The 13,576-nt window shown below is 70.8% G+C and carries 14 protein-coding genes; 7 read left to right on the forward strand and 7 right to left on the reverse strand.

The window, feature by feature from the left end; genetic code table 11:
• Nucleotides 1-22 precede the first annotated feature (22 nt).
• The 5 genes from BCF74_RS14030 to BCF74_RS14050 all read right to left on the reverse strand — a co-directional run bounded on the left by BCF74_RS14030 (nucleotide 23) and on the right by BCF74_RS14050 (nucleotide 4,789).
• Entirely contained in the window at nucleotides 23-2,227 is a 2,205-nt protein-coding gene (locus tag BCF74_RS14030; protein ID WP_106298602.1) for a heavy metal translocating P-type ATPase, read from the reverse strand.
• Between the two features lie 16 nt (nucleotides 2,228-2,243).
• Nucleotides 2,244-3,245 carry a hypothetical protein gene (locus BCF74_RS14035; protein ID WP_106298585.1) on the reverse strand — a complete coding sequence of 334 codons (1,002 nt, stop codon included), beginning with the start codon at nucleotides 3,243-3,245 and terminating at the stop codon, nucleotides 2,244-2,246.
• Entirely contained in the window at nucleotides 3,242-3,445 is a 204-nt protein-coding gene (locus tag BCF74_RS14040) for a heavy-metal-associated domain-containing protein (protein WP_106298586.1), read from the reverse strand. The genes BCF74_RS14035 and BCF74_RS14040 overlap by 4 nt, the downstream gene beginning before the upstream one ends.
• A gap of 45 nt (nucleotides 3,446-3,490) precedes the next feature.
• Entirely contained in the window at nucleotides 3,491-3,799 is a 309-nt protein-coding gene (locus BCF74_RS14045; protein ID WP_106298587.1) for a metal-sensitive transcriptional regulator, read from the reverse strand.
• Between the two features lie 69 nt (nucleotides 3,800-3,868).
• A complete protein-coding gene (locus BCF74_RS14050) occupies nucleotides 3,869-4,789 on the reverse strand; it encodes a pirin family protein (protein ID WP_218279280.1) in 921 nt (306 codons plus the stop codon).
• A 10-nt stretch (nucleotides 4,790-4,799) separates the two neighbouring features.
• Here BCF74_RS14050 and BCF74_RS14055 point away from each other — a divergent pair, with 10 nt between their 5' ends.
• Nucleotides 4,800-5,111, forward strand: a complete 312-nt coding sequence (locus BCF74_RS14055; RefSeq protein WP_106298588.1) for a GNAT family N-acetyltransferase — start codon at nucleotides 4,800-4,802, stop codon at nucleotides 5,109-5,111.
• Nucleotides 5,112-5,127: 16 nt separating this feature from the next.
• Here the strand turns inward: BCF74_RS14055 and BCF74_RS14060 are convergent, their stop codons facing one another.
• Nucleotides 5,128-5,658, reverse strand: a complete 531-nt coding sequence (locus BCF74_RS14060; RefSeq protein WP_106298589.1) for a GNAT family N-acetyltransferase — start codon at nucleotides 5,656-5,658, stop codon at nucleotides 5,128-5,130.
• A 19-nt stretch (nucleotides 5,659-5,677) separates the two neighbouring features.
• Between BCF74_RS14060 and BCF74_RS14065 the strand changes: the two genes are divergently transcribed.
• From BCF74_RS14065 to BCF74_RS14075, 3 genes are all read left to right on the forward strand, one after another.
• The gene (locus tag BCF74_RS14065; RefSeq protein WP_245889372.1) at nucleotides 5,678-6,463 is read left to right on the forward strand and encodes a fructosamine kinase family protein; all 786 of its coding nucleotides are present in this window, start codon (nucleotides 5,678-5,680) and stop codon (nucleotides 6,461-6,463) included.
• A gap of 240 nt (nucleotides 6,464-6,703) precedes the next feature.
• Complete coding sequence (locus BCF74_RS14070; RefSeq protein ID WP_106298591.1) at nucleotides 6,704-7,867, forward strand: S1 family peptidase; 1,164 nt, start codon at nucleotides 6,704-6,706, stop codon at nucleotides 7,865-7,867.
• Between the two features lie 201 nt (nucleotides 7,868-8,068).
• Nucleotides 8,069-8,854: a VOC family protein gene (locus BCF74_RS14075; RefSeq protein WP_106298592.1), complete on the forward strand. Its 786-nt coding sequence runs from the start codon at nucleotides 8,069-8,071 to the stop codon at nucleotides 8,852-8,854.
• A gap of 59 nt (nucleotides 8,855-8,913) precedes the next feature.
• Here the strand turns inward: BCF74_RS14075 and BCF74_RS14080 are convergent, their stop codons facing one another.
• On the reverse strand, nucleotides 8,914-10,626 hold the full coding sequence (locus BCF74_RS14080) for an ATP-binding cassette domain-containing protein (protein ID WP_106298593.1): 1,713 nt from the start codon (nucleotides 10,624-10,626) through the stop codon (nucleotides 8,914-8,916).
• A 188-nt stretch (nucleotides 10,627-10,814) separates the two neighbouring features.
• Between BCF74_RS14080 and BCF74_RS14085 the strand changes: the two genes are divergently transcribed.
• From BCF74_RS14085 to BCF74_RS14095, 3 genes are all read left to right on the forward strand, one after another.
• On the forward strand, nucleotides 10,815-11,297 hold the full coding sequence (locus tag BCF74_RS14085; protein WP_106298594.1) for an SRPBCC family protein: 483 nt from the start codon (nucleotides 10,815-10,817) through the stop codon (nucleotides 11,295-11,297).
• A 137-nt stretch (nucleotides 11,298-11,434) separates the two neighbouring features.
• Complete coding sequence (locus tag BCF74_RS14090) at nucleotides 11,435-12,631, forward strand: acyl-CoA dehydrogenase family protein (protein ID WP_106298595.1); 1,197 nt, start codon at nucleotides 11,435-11,437, stop codon at nucleotides 12,629-12,631.
• A gap of 153 nt (nucleotides 12,632-12,784) precedes the next feature.
• Complete coding sequence (locus tag BCF74_RS14095) at nucleotides 12,785-13,165, forward strand: tetratricopeptide repeat protein (protein ID WP_106298596.1); 381 nt, start codon at nucleotides 12,785-12,787, stop codon at nucleotides 13,163-13,165.
• Nucleotides 13,166-13,576: the final 411 nt, after the last annotated feature.

Raw genomic sequence — 13,576 nt, forward strand, 5'->3', positions numbered from 1 at the left:
CAATAAGTCGGGGGTTCCGGGGTCAGGTCGTGGGGCGGAAGGACTTGAGGCGGAGGCTGTTCGTCACGACGAAGACCGACGACAGGGCCATCGCGGCACCGGCGATCATCGGGTTGAGCAGCCCGGCCATGGCGAGCGGGATCGCGGCGACGTTGTAGCCGAACGCCCAGAAAAGGTTGCTCTTGATCGTCGAGAGGGTGCGGCGGGCGAGCCGGATCGCGTCCGGCGCCACCCGCAGGTCACCGCGGACGAGCGTGAGGTCGCTCGCCTCGATCGCGACGTCGGTGCCGGTTCCCATCGCCATGCCGAGGTCGGCCGTGGCGAGGGCGGCGGCATCGTTGACCCCGTCGCCGACCATGGCGACGACCCTGCCCTCGTCCTGCAGGCGGCGCACGACGTCGACCTTGTCGGCCGGCATGACGTCGGCGATGACGTTGTCGGCGTCGATCCCGACCTGCCCCGCGACATGGCGGGCGGCCTCGGGGTTGTCACCCGTGAGCAGCCACGGCGTGAGGCCGAGGTCGCGCAGCTGCGCGATGGCCTGGCGTGACGTCGTCTTGACCGTGTCGCCGACGACGAGGACGCCGCGGGCCGTCCCGTCCCAGCCGACGACCACGGGAGTGGCGCCCGAGGCACGGGCCCGGGTCAGTGCCGACTCGAGCTCGTCACCGACGGTGATCGACCAGTCGCGGAGCAGCTGCGGCCGACCCACGACGACGGCGTGTCCGTCGACGACGCCCTGCACCCCGAGGCCGTCGACGCTCGTGAAGTCCTCCACCCGCGCGACTCCCACGCCGCGCTCCTTCGCCCCGGCCACGACGGCCCGCGCGATCGGGTGCTCGGACCCGTCCTCGAGCGAGGCGGCGAGGCGGAGGACCTCGTCGGCGTCCTCGCCCGTGGCAGCGACGACATCGCGCAGCGACATCTCGCCGGTGGTCACGGTCCCGGTCTTGTCGAGCACGATCGTGTCGATGCGCCGGGTCGACTCGAGGACCTCGGGGCCCTTGATGAGGATGCCGAGCTGGGCGCCCCGGCCGGTGCCGACCATGAGGGCCGTCGGCGTCGCGAGTCCGAGGGCGCAGGGGCAGGCGATGATGAGCACGGCAACGGCCGCCGTGAAGGCCGCCGCCCAGCCGCCACCCGTGCCGATCCAGAAGCCCAGCGTCCCGACGGCCAGCGCGATGACGATGGGGACGAAGATCCCCGAGATCCGGTCCGCGAGCCGCTGGACCTGTGCCTTGCCGTTCTGGGCGTCCTCGACGAGCCGCGCCATCTGCGCGAGCTGGGTGTCCCCGCCGACGCGGGTCGCGCGGACGAGGAGCCGCCCGCCGGAGTTCACGGTCGCACCGACGACGGCGTCGTCGACACCGACCTCGACCGGGACGGACTCACCGGTGAGCATCGACGCGTCGACGGCGGACGAGCCCTCGACCACGATGCCGTCGGTGGCGATCTTCTCGCCGGGTCGGACGACGAACTCGTCCCCGACGGCCAGCTGCGACACCGGGATCCGCGTCTCGACACCGTCACGAACGACCGCGACGTCCTTCGCGCCCATCTCGAGGAGCGCGCGCAGCGCGGCGCCGGAACGACGCTTGGCGCGCGCCTCGGCATAGCGGCCGGCGAGGATGAACGTCGTCACCCCGGCCGCGGCCTCGAGATAGATGTTGCCCGCGCCGTCGGTGCGTCCGACGGTGAGCTCGAAGGGGTGCTTCATGCCGGGCGTGCCCGCCGTCCCGAGGAAGAGTGCGTAGAGCGACCAGCCGAGCGCGGCGAGCGTGCCGACGGACACGAGCGTGTCCATCGTCGTCGCGCCGTGGCGCAGGTTGACCCACGCGGCCCGGTGGAACGGCCAGGCACCCCACACGACGACGGGTGCCGCGAGGACGAGCGAGGCCCACTGCCAGTAGGTGAACTGCAGCGCCGGGACCATCGCCATCGCGATGACGGGCACCGAGAGCACCGCCGAGATGACGAGCCGGTCACGCAGCGACCGCGTCGGGTCGACCTCCTCCTCGGATTCGCCTGTCGCAGAAGGCGACTCGTCCACGCGAGGCAGGCGGGCGGCATACCCGGCGGACTGGACCGTGGTGAGCAGGTCGTCCGGTGAGACGGTCTCGGGGAACTCGACGCGCGCCTTCTCGGTCGCGTAGTTCACGGTCGCCGTGACGCCGTCGAGCTTGTTGAGCTTGCGCTCGATCCGGTTCGCGCAGGAGGCGCAGGTCATCCCGGAGATGTCGAGCTCAATGCTGGTGGTCACTGCTGCCTCCTGACGCGGTGGGTTCCGGGCTGGACGTGGGCGAGGAGGTCGGCGCGGAAGGCTCCGACGCACCGCCCGCGGTGAGGACGAACTCCGCCGTCCGGACGACGCCCTCGTGCTGGAAGTCGAGGAAGAGCCGGTAGGTCCCCACACTCGGCACGCTCGTGCCGAAGGTGATGTCGGGCCCGGGCCTCGTCGTGCCATCGCCCGGCTCCCCCTCCGGGTGGACGTGGAGGTAGGCGAGGTCGCCGGTGCGCAGCGCGACGAGGTGCCCGTACGCGCCGAGGTAGGGGTCGAGATCGGTGACCGGCCGCCCGCCCTTGCTCACCGACAGGGTGAGCTCGGAGTCGGCGCCGGGCGCGACATCGCCCTGGAGGGTGACGGTGTAGCCGTCCACGCTGGCGGTGCGGACGTCTCGACCGGGGACGGGGGCCGGCTGCACGTCACCCGAGACGACGAGGTCCGCACCGAGCGTCAGCGGCTCGGCACCTCGTGCGGCGAAGTCGGCGAACAGCCGCCAGCTTCCGGGAGTGAGGTCGAGCCGGGTGCTCCACGTGCCGTCGGCCGCCCGTGTCGGGTGGACGTGCTGGAAGCCGCTGAAGTCGCGACGCACCGCGATGAGGTGCAGCTCCTTCTCGTGCTGTGGTGTGTATGCCGTGACCGGCCTTCCGTCGCGACCCTCGATCGTGAAGCTCACCGGGGTCGCGGCGCCCGGGGCGAACGTCGTCCGAGAGAGGGCGAAGGTGAAGCCGCCCTGGCTCACCTGGAGTCCGCCGGGGACGTGGTCGCCGGCCCCGGCCGCACCGGAAGGTGCGGTGGTCGGCTCGCCGGGACCACCCGGCATACGGCTCATGTCGTGGCCGCCCGAGGATGCCGCGTCGGCGCGGTCGGCGACCGGGCCGACGAGGCGCCCGAGGCCGAGGGCGAGCGCGAAGACCGCGGCCAACGCGGCGACGAAGCCGACGGCGCGGACCGGCGTGCTCATGCCAGCTGGTAGCCGGCTTCCTCGACGGCGGCGCGCACAGCGTCGTCCTCGAGCGGCTCGCTGCTCGTGACGGTGACGGCTCCGGTGGCCAGGTCGACGTCGACGTTCTCGACGCCGGCGATCTCGCTGACCTCCTCGGTGACGGACGCGACGCAGTGGCCGCAGGTCATGCCGGTGACGGTGAAGGTCTGGGTGCTCATGGGGACTCCTGGGTTAGGGGGTCGGGATGGTTCGGACGGGTGGGGTCAGGACTTGACGAGGCGGGCGATGGCGTCGCTCGCCTCCTTGAGCTTGGCGTCGGCCTCGGGACCGCCCTTGCGGGCGGCGTCGGCGACGCAGTGGCTCATGTGCTCGTCGAGGAGGCCGAGAGCGACGGACTGCAGGGCCTTCGTCATCGCGGAGACCTGGGTGAGGATGTCGATGCAGTACTTCTCGTCCTCGACCATGCGCTGCAGGCCGCGGGCCTGGCCCTCGATGCGCCGCAGCCGCTTGAGGTAGTCCTCCTTGTGGCCGCTCGCGATGTAGGCGTGTGCGTGGCTGTCGTGCTCGCTCATGGCGGCGATACTATACCCCCCCTAGGTATCTGGCAAGCCGCACGACATCCGCGCCCGGCGCGCGACCCCTCAGTGGCGACCGGTGCGGGTGCGGGGACGCAGCTCCCCGCGCGGCAGGTCGGGTGCGGGCAGCCAGCTCAGCCGGCCGGCATACCCCTCGACCTCGCCGAAGCGCTCCGAGCGCGCCTGCCACTGCTCGCGGAAGGCGACCACCTCGTCGTGGTTGCGGCCGATGAAGTTCCACCACATGACGATCTCCTCGTCATACGGCGTCCCGCCGAGCAGCACCGCGCGCACGTCGCCGTGCGCCTCGAGGGTGAGGGTCGACGCGCCCGCCTCGACGATGCCGAGGTCGCCGCGCCCCAGGCGCTGCCCCGCGAACGTCACCTCGCCGGTGTCGACGAGCAGACCGTGTTCGTATGCCGTGTCGACGTCGAGCGTGACCGTCGCACCGTCCGCGATCGTCAGCTCCGCGCCGAGCAGCGGGGTTCGGGTCTGCACGGGCGAGGTGTGTCCGGCGAGCGTGCCGATGAAAACCCTTGCGGTGCAACCCTCCCCGAGTGGCACGGAGGGTGCTGCGTGGTGCTGGAACTCGCGCCCCATGTCGCGGTCAACCTCGGGCAGGACCACCCAGAGCTGGACGCCGTGCAGGGTGCGTGTCTCCGGCGTCGAGACCTCGGAGTGGGCGATGCCGTGCCCGCTCGTCATGAGGTTGACCTCGCCGGGGCGGACCATCTCGTGGACGCCGGCGGTGTCGCGGTGCTCGATCTCGCCCTCGAAGAGCCAGCTCACCGTCTGCAGTCCGGTGTGCGGGTGCGGCGGGACGTCCATGCCGCCAGTGGTCGACACGTCGTCCGGCCCGTAGTGGTCGACGAAGCACCACGCCCCGACGAAGGAGCGGTCGCGGTGCGGCAGCGTCCTGCGCACGGTCATCGATCGAGGGCCACCGAGGGGCACCTCTCGTGGCGCCAGCACCTTCACGTCGGTCATGATGACCAGCATGGCTGACGTCACCGTGACCAACAACACCGACGAGAACCGCTACGAGGCCCGCCTCGGCGACGAGCTCGCCGGTGTCGCCGAGTACCAGCTCACCGACGAGCTCATCGTCTTCACCCACACCGAGGTGGAGCCGAAGTTCGAGGGCAAGGGGATCGGGTCGGCGCTCGCACAGTTCGCCCTCGACGACGTCCGCGACGCCGGTACGCGCAAGGTGCTGCCGCTGTGCCCGTTCATCAAGGCATGGATCGGCCGGCACCCCGACTACATCCCGCTCGTCTACGGCGCGCCCGAGTCGACCGCCAAGGACTGACCGCGTCCTCGTTCCTTCACTCGCCCGGCGACGCGGGCGGGCCGTCCCCGCCGAGCGGCTTCTGGAACCACGCCACGTCGCGCCACGCCCCGTGCTTCCAGCCGATCCGTCGGTAGGTCCCCACCGGCTCGAACCCCATCGACTCGTGCAGCGCCATGCTCGCCCGGTTGGGCAGCGTGACCCCGCCGCAGGCCATCCGCATACCGAGCTCCTCCATGCGCGCGAGCAGAGCGGCATAGAGCGACCGGCCGATCCCTCCGCCGCGCTCGGTGACGTCGACGTACACGCTCACCTCGCAGGAGAACCGGTATGCCGTCCGCGCCTTGAAGGGACCGCCATAGGCGTAGCCGACCACGCGCCCCTCGCGCTCGGCCACGAGCCAGGCGTGACGCCGCTGGGCGGTGGCGATGCGCTCGGCCATCTGCGCGGCGTCGGGTGGCTCCTCCTCGAACGTCGCCGTCGAGTGCTCGACCCAGTGCGCGTAGATCGCGGCGCACGCGGCGGCGTCCTCGGGTGTGGCGTCCCGGGTCTCGAGAGCGAGCGTCATGCGTGACATCGTGGCAGGCGTGAGCGCGTCCGAGCCGACCTACGCCAAGTCCGTGCCCGGGGCGTCGCAGGGCTACGCCGAGTGGGAGGCCGCGGGTCTGCGCTGGCTCGGGGAGGCGACGGCGCAGGGCGGGGCGCGGGTCGTGGGGGTGCGCGACGTGGCGCCGGACCGGTTGCTGCTCGACCGGCTGACGCCGGCCCCGCCAAGCGTCGCGGCGGCCGAAGAGTTCGGTGCCGGGCTCGCTGCCACGCACCTCACGGGTGCGCCGGCGTGGGGTGCCGCACCACCCGGCTGGGAGGGCGAGGGATGGTTCGGGCCGGCGTCCGACCCGCTACCGCTCGAGGTGGGCGAGTGGTCGACGTGGGGTGAGCTGTATGCCGTCCGGCTGGCGTCGCTGACCCGGCTCGCCGTCGATGGCGGCGAGCTCACGACGGCCGAGGCCGCCGAGGTCGACGCGCTCGGGGAGCATTGCGCCGCAGGGGATTTCGACACCTCCGACACCCCGGCCCGGATCCACGGCGACCTGTGGTCGGGCAACGTCATGTGGACCCCGGACGGCGTCGTCCTCATCGACCCCGCCGCCCACGGCGGCCACCGAGAGGCCGACCTCGCGATGCTCGACCTCTTCGGTGCGCCGCACCTCGACCGCGTCCACGCGGCATACCGCGACGCAGCACCCCTCGACGACGGCTGGGAGGAGCGGGTCGGGCTCCACCAGCTCTACCCGGTGCTCGTGCACGCGGTGCTCTTCGGTGGCGGTTACGCCGGGCAGGCAATGCGTCTCGTCCGCGCGCTTGGGTCTTGACCCGCACTTTGGAACAGCCGAGCGGCGCGGGTGTCCCAAAGTACGGGTCAAGACCTGAGTATCGGCAGGGGTGACATCGGGCCGCACCGCGCCGACCTTGACCGGCGTTGACGGTCTTTGCCGGGCCTTGACCAAGCCTTGGCCGAATGCGGAGCGCCGCGTGACCGGTGACTAGTCCGTGGGTTCCTAACGTCGAAAGTGCCCGCGGAAACACCGCGTGGCACCCACCAAGGAGAAAACATGACCCACCGAAGTGTCACCCTCCTGGCCGGCGTCGCCTCGGCCGCCGTGGCGGCCACCGCGCTCTACGCGACCCCTGCCAGCGCCGCCAGCGCCGAGCCGAACGACTCCGTCGCCGAGATGTCGGCGCAGTGGCTCGCGAAGGACAGCGGACTCACGATCGAGACCGCCCGCGACCGCATCGCCGCGCAGGACGGCCTGTCCACCAAGGCCGCCGCCCTCGAGAAGGCCCTCGGCGCCAAGGCCGCCGGCTCGTTCATCGACCAGAAGGCCGGCACCCTCGTCGTCAACGTCACCGACGCCGCCGCCGCCAAGGCCGTGCAGGCCAAGGGCGCCACCGCCAAGGTCGTCGCCAACGACACCGCCGAGCTCGCCACCGCCGAGAAGTCCGCCAGGGCCGTCGCCGGCGCCGACGCCATCTCCACCTACTCCGACCCGATGACGAACAAGGTCGTCCTCACCGTCCCCGCCGACAAGGTCGCTGCCACGAAGGCCAAGGTCGACACCAGCCGCGTCACGGTCGAGGGCACCGAGGCGACGATGACGACGCAGGCCAACGTCTACGGCGGCCAGCAGATCGAGTTCTCCGGCTACGTCTGCTCGCTCGGCTTCAACGCCACCCGCAGCGGCACGCCCGTCTTCATCACGGCCGGCCACTGCGCCGAGGGCTACCAGAGCTTCAACCGCAACGGCACCTACCTCGGCAAGACCCAGGCCTACTCGTTCCCGGGCAACGACTACGCCTACTCGAGCCTCGCGTCCACGTGGACCGGCGTCGGCGCCGTCGACATGTACAACGGCTCCGCCCGCCGCGTCTCCGGCTACAGCAACGCCGCTGTCGGCACCGCGGTCTGCAAGTCCGGCCGCACCACGGGGTGGACCTGCGGCTCGGTCCAGGCCAAGAACGCCACCGTCAACTACAACAACGGTGACGGCACCTACAGCACCGTCTCCGGCCTGACGAAGTCGAACACCTGCACCGAGGGTGGCGACTCCGGCGGCTCGTGGCTGGCGAGCACCCTCGCGCAGGGCGTCACCAGCGGCGGCGCGGGCTACGGCGTCAACGGCGTCTGCGGCGAGAAGGTCGGCCAGCCGAACATCGCCTACTTCCAGCCGGTGGACGAGATCCTCAGCGTCTACGGACTCACGCTGAAGACCTCCTGACCCGAGGTGCGCGGCGCCTTTCCCCCTGCGCGCGCCGCGCATCTCTCCCCGACGTATGCCGTGCGGTCACCTCCCTCCGGGGCCGCACGGCATACGTGTATCCGGGTGCCGACTCCGTCGGGGAACGCCCGGTCGTGTCCCGAACCGTCCACTTGGGTGAGATCGGGACGCCATGGCGCGCGGACGGCATACGGTCGATGCATGGCGACGCATGCCGAGAAGTGGCCCGCCGGCACCCCCTGCTGGGTCGAGCTGACGGTCAAGGACCTCGACCGGAGCCAGCAGTTCTACAGGGCCGTGCTCGGCTGGGAGTTCGACGATGCCGGTGAGGCCTACGGCCACTACACCAACGCGCTGCTCGGCGGGCGTCGCGTCGCCGGGATCTCCCCGCCGTCGGACGACATGGACTGGCCGTCGATGTGGACGACCTACCTCGCGACCGACGACATCGACGAGACCGAGGACGCCGCCATCGGGGCGGGCGCCAAGCCGGTCATCGAGCCGATGGAGGTCGGGGAGTTCGGTCGCGTCGCCTTGTGGGTCGACCCGTCGGGGGTGGCGTTCGGGGCGTGGGAGGCAGACGCGCACACCGGCTACGAGGTGCACCACGAGCCCGGCGCCGTGGCGTGGATCGACCTCGTGACTGCTGACCTCGAGGAGTCGAAGGCGTTCTACGGCAACGTTTTTCGCTACACGTACGAGGACACGCCGATGGGTGACATGGCGTATGCGGTGTTCACGCCACCCGGCACCGGGGTCCCGGCCGGCGGCATGGGGCCGCAGTCGCCGGGCGACCGGCTGCCCCCGCGGTGGACGGTGACGTTCGAGGTCGACGACGTCGACGCGGCGATGGCTCGGGTCGTGGAGGCGGGCGGTCGTGCGGACGACGAGCCGTTCGAGTTCGAGTACGGCCGGCTCGTCTCGGTCAAGGGTCCCGACGGCGAGGACTTCTCGCTCATCACTCCGGCCCCGGTTTCCGACGACTGATTGCGCACCGTTCGCAGGGGGTGTCGTGCGCCGATGCGAACGGTGCGCAATCAGTCGGGTCAGCGGGCGCGGGCGACGCGGGCCTCGTCCCACACCGGCTCCGGCGTCTCGACGACGCGACCGTCGCTGCCGAAGACGAGGAACCGGTCGAAGCCGCGCGCGAACCAGCGGTCGTGCGTCACCGCGAGGACCGTCCCTTCGTATGCCGTGAGCGCGGCTTCGAGCGCCTCGGCCGAGTGCAGGTCGAGGTTGTCGGTCGGCTCGTCGAGCAGGAGCAGCGTCGCACCGCTCAGTTCGAGCAGGAGGATCTGGAAGCGGGCCTGCTGACCGCCGGAGAGGTTGTCGAACGTCTGCTCACCGGCGCGCGCCAGCTCGTAGCGGTCCAGGACGCGCGACGCTTCCTCCCGTCCACGCCCGGCGCGGTGCTCGTCGCCGCGGTGGAGGATGTCGAGCAGGGTGCGGCCGCGCAGGGCGGGGGAGTCGTGTGTCTGGGCAAACCAGCCGGGGCGCACCCGCGATCCGAGCCGCGCGATCCCGTTGTGCCGCACCGGTTCCGGCGCGATCTCGCCGACGGGTCGATGCTCGGCCTCGGGGTCGGTGCCGCCGCCGGCGAGGAGCCGGAGGAAGTGCGACTTGCCACTGCCGTTGGAACCGAGGACGGCGACCCGCTCGCCGAACCACACCTCCAGGTCGAAGGGTCGCATGAGGTCGTCGGCGCCGGAGCTCGGGTCCGGCGCCAGCAGTTCGAGCCCCTCGCAGACGACGGCGCGCTTGGCCGTGCGCCCACCGGTGAGCCGCATCCGCACGTTCTGCGGGATGGCGACCTTCTCGGGCGGGCCGGCCTTCTCGAACCGGTCGAGCTTGGTCACGGCGGCCTGGAGACGCGAGGCCATGTCGGAGTTGTAGGCCGCCTTCTGCCGATACATCACGACGAGGGCCTTGAGCTTGGCGTGCTCCTCGTCCCAGCGACGGCGCTGCTCGTCGAGGCGCTCGTTGCGGGCGACCCGGGCGTCGTGCCACGTCGCGAACGAGCCGGGGTGCGTCCACGCCGTCGCACCGAGTGCCCCCGGCTCGAGAGTGACGACGGCCGTGGCGACCCGCGACAGCAGCTCGCGGTCGTGGCTGATGAAGAGCACCGTCTTGTCCGAGGCGATGAGCCGCTCCTCGAGCCAGCGCTTGGCCGGCACGTCGAGATAGTTGTCCGGCTCGTCGAGGAGCAGCAGGTCCGCCGGCCCGGTGAGCAGCGCCTCGAGGACGACCCGCTTCTGCTCGCCTCCCGACAGTGAGGTGACCGCGCGCCACTGCGCACGCTCGAACGGCATACCGAGGGCGCTCGTCGTCACCGTGTCCCAGACGGTCGTCTCGAACTCGTAGCCGCCCGCGTCACCCCAGTCCGCGAGCGCCTGTGCGTAGGCCAGCTGGGCGGGCTCGTCGTCGACCTCCATGATCCGCAGCTCGGCCGCGTCGACCGCGCGCGCTGCGGCCCGGATGCGTTCTGGCGCAACGGAAATGAGCAGATCGCGCACCGTCGAGTCGTCGCGGACCTTGCCGACGAACTGGTCCATGACGGCGAGCGTCCCGCTCAGGGTGACCGCACCCTCGTGCGGTGTGAGGGCGCCGGAGATGATGCGGGTCAGCGTCGTCTTGCCGGTGCCGTTGGGGCCGACGAGCGCGACCCGCTGCCCGTCGCCGACGCGGAACTGGACCCCGTCGAGCAGCGGCCTGCCGTCGGGCAGGCTGAAGCCGACCTGGTTGACCTCGAGATGCGCCACGAGAGAGCAGTCTGACCGCCCGTATGCCGTCGCGTCACCCGAGTTTCGCCCGCCCCTCGCGCCGTGGGTCACCGCGGTGGGTCACTCCATGCCCAGCGCGGACACTGCGGACGCCCGCGACCACGGGCGACGGTGAGTGTGACGAACGGCGCAGCTCCACGGCATACGACCGCCGGTAGGTTGAGGTCATGGCACAGCAGTCCGCGCGCAAGAAGCCCGACCTCGAGGAGTCCATCGAGGTCGCGGCGCCGCCGTCCGTCGTCTGGTCGCTCGTGAGCGAGCCGACCGTCATCGCGGCCCAGTCGCCACAGGTCGTGCGGACCATCGTGCGCGGCCGGCCGGTCACCGAGGGCACGCGGATGATCAACCTCAACCGCAGCGGGTTCAAGGTGTGGCCGACGCGCGCGAAGGTCGTCGAGGCCGATCCGGAGCGCCGGTTCGCCTTCCGGGTCAAGGAGAACGCGACGATCTGGTCCTTCGAGCTCGAGCCGACCGCGACCGGGACCAGGCTGACCCACAAGCGCGAGAACCCGACCGGCACGACCGCCCTCTCGGACTCGCTCGTCGACCGGTTCCTCGGCGGGCAGGAGCGGTTCACTCGGGACCTGACGGCCGGGATGAAACGCACCCTCGCCGGCATCAAGAAGCGCGCCGAGGCCACCTCTCGCTGATCCCAACTTTTCCGCCCCATGCGAGAAGGTTGAGCGAGGTGCGGGAAAGGTAGTCGCACCTCACTCAAAGGTTCCACCATGGGGCGGCGGGTCCCACGTTCCACGTGGGCAAGTTGGGGCTCGCCTAGGTTGGGGGCATGCCCGCTGACTCCTCGCCCGTACAGCACCCGCTCGACCTCTTCGGCATCGACGGACTCCTCTCCGACGAGGACCGCGGCATCCGCGACACCGTGCGGGCCCGCCTCGACAAGGACGTCCGACCGCACGTCGCGCAGTGGTTCGAGGACGCGCAGGTCCCTGTCCGCGAGCTGGCCAGGCAGTTCGGCGAGATGGGTCTGCTCGGTATGCACCTCGAGGGGTACGGCTGCGCCGGGACGAGCGCGACGGCATACGGCCTCGCCTGCGCCGAGCTCGAGGCGGTCGACTCCGGCATCCGCTCCCTCGTCTCGGTCCAGGGTTCGCTCGCGATGTTCGCGATCTGGCGCTTCGGCAGCGAGGAGCAGAAGCAGGAATGGCTGCCGCGGATGGCCGCGGGCGAGGCGATCGGCTGCTTCGGCCTCACCGAGCCCGACTTCGGCTCGAACCCCGCGGGCATGCGCACCCGCGCGCGCCGCGACGGTGACGACTGGGTCCTCGACGGCTCCAAGATGTGGATCACGAACGGCTCGGTCGCCGATGTCGCGATCGTGTGGGCGCGCAGCGACGACAGCGACGGTGCGACGATCCGCGGCTTCGTCGTGCCGACCGACTCAGCAGGCTTCTCCGCCAACGAGATTCGCGGCAAGCTCTCGCTGCGCGCGTCGGTCACGTCCGAGCTCGTCCTCGACGGTGTCCGTCTGCCCGCCGACGCGATGCTGCCCGAGGCGCGTGGCCTGTCCGGTCCCCTGTCCTGCCTGTCCGAGGCGCGCTTCGGCATCATCTTCGGTGCGCTCGGCGCGGCCCGCGACTGCCTCGAGACGACGATCGCCTACACGCAGGGGCGAGAGATCTTCGACAAGCCGCTCGCGGCATACCAGATCACCCAGACCAAGCTCGCCGACATGACCCTCGAGCTCGGCAAGGGCATGCTCCTCGCGCTGCACCTCGGCCGGCTCAAGGACGCCGGCGACCTCGCGCCGGACCAGGTCAGCCTCGGCAAGCTCAACTCGTGCCGCGAGGCCATCGCCATCGCGCGTGAGTGCCGCACCCTGCTTGGCGCCAACGGAATCAGCGGCGAGTACCCGGTGTTGAGGCACGCGAACAACCTCGAGTCCGTGCTCACCTACGAAGGCACCTCGGAAGTGCACCAGCTCGTCATCGGGCAGGCGCTCACCGGGGTGCCCGCGTTTCGTTGAGCGGCCGGCCGGCGATGCGTCGTCGTGTCGTATGCCGTTCGCTCGCCGCGGTGGGACCCGCGCCCGCCGCGGTGGACCGGTCTCGATCCCGCCCGCTAGCGGTGTCTATGGCAGAAACAAGACAGCGCTAGCCAATCCCATCGAGGAGTGACCATGAGCTTCGAGCCCTTCGACCGAGACTTCGCTGCCGAGTACGAGAACGCCCGCGCGCTCTTCGAGGCCGAGCAGTACGCCGAGGCCGCGACCCTCTTCGCCGAGCTCGTCGACCGGAGCGCCCTCGAGCCGCCGCTGCACGGCACGAACGAGCTGCGGCTCTACCTCGCGCGTTCGTACTACCACTCGGCGCAGCTGTCCCGCGCCGAGGAGATCCTGCGCGCGCTGCTCGTCGACCACCAGGACGACCACTACGCTTTGCTCCTGCTCGGGCGCACCCTGCAGCGGCAGTCGCGTCACGAGGAGGCCAAGCCGCACCTCGCGATGGCCAAGCTCCTCGGTGGGTACGACATCGAGGGTCCCGACCTGCCCGAGGACTGACCCGCGCCCCCTTTGACCCCACTGATTGCCCGTTGTGGTTCCGAGGAACGAGGAACCACAACGGGCAATCAGTTCTGTGCGCCCGTTCCGGGCGGCCCGTTCCGGGGAGAAAATGGGCATGCGGGTGCCTGTTCACGTCGGCCGACATTGACCCTTGAGGTCGTCAATCAGTTTGGCGCGGGAGCGGACTTGTGGGCCCTTCACTGTTGCTTCGAGCACGCGGATCAGATTCAGTTCCTTCCCTGACCGCTCCTACAGGCACCCGGCCTTTGAGGTCACGTCCCAAGTTGGAGGTGATGACGATGAACCTCGACAACGACGTCGATGACGACGTCACCCTGGACAGCGCACCGCTGGTGGAGCGGGTGGCTGCTCTGGACATCGGCAAGGCCGAAATCTGCTGTTGTGTCC

Source organism: Knoellia remsis (genome assembly GCF_003002895.1).
Classification (GTDB): Bacteria; Actinomycetota; Actinomycetes; order Actinomycetales; family Dermatophilaceae; genus Knoellia; species Knoellia remsis.

Excerpts from the sequence above, each read along its gene's own strand:
- BCF74_RS14030 (WP_106298602.1), bottom strand. The coding sequence starts at position 2,227 with ATGACCTGCGCCTCCTGCGCGAACCGGATCGAGCGCAAGCTCAACAAG.
- BCF74_RS14035 (WP_106298585.1), bottom strand. The coding sequence starts at position 3,245 with ATGAGCACGCCGGTCCGCGCCGTCGGCTTCGTCGCCGCGTTGGCCGCG.
- BCF74_RS14040 (WP_106298586.1), bottom strand. The coding sequence starts at position 3,445 with ATGAGCACCCAGACCTTCACCGTCACCGGCATGACCTGCGGCCACTGC.
- BCF74_RS14045 (WP_106298587.1), bottom strand. The coding sequence starts at position 3,799 with ATGAGCGAGCACGACAGCCACGCACACGCCTACATCGCGAGCGGCCAC.
- BCF74_RS14050 (WP_218279280.1), bottom strand. The coding sequence starts at position 4,789 with ATGACCGACGTGAAGGTGCTGGCGCCACGAGAGGTGCCCCTCGGTGGC.
- BCF74_RS14055 (WP_106298588.1), top strand. The coding sequence starts at position 4,800 with ATGGCTGACGTCACCGTGACCAACAACACCGACGAGAACCGCTACGAG.
- BCF74_RS14060 (WP_106298589.1), bottom strand. The coding sequence starts at position 5,658 with ATGACGCTCGCTCTCGAGACCCGGGACGCCACACCCGAGGACGCCGCC.
- BCF74_RS14070 (WP_106298591.1), top strand. The coding sequence starts at position 6,704 with ATGACCCACCGAAGTGTCACCCTCCTGGCCGGCGTCGCCTCGGCCGCC.
- BCF74_RS14075 (WP_106298592.1), top strand. The coding sequence starts at position 8,069 with ATGGCGACGCATGCCGAGAAGTGGCCCGCCGGCACCCCCTGCTGGGTC.
- BCF74_RS14085 (WP_106298594.1), top strand. The coding sequence starts at position 10,815 with ATGGCACAGCAGTCCGCGCGCAAGAAGCCCGACCTCGAGGAGTCCATC.
- BCF74_RS14090 (WP_106298595.1), top strand. The coding sequence starts at position 11,435 with ATGCCCGCTGACTCCTCGCCCGTACAGCACCCGCTCGACCTCTTCGGC.
- BCF74_RS14095 (WP_106298596.1), top strand. The coding sequence starts at position 12,785 with ATGAGCTTCGAGCCCTTCGACCGAGACTTCGCTGCCGAGTACGAGAAC.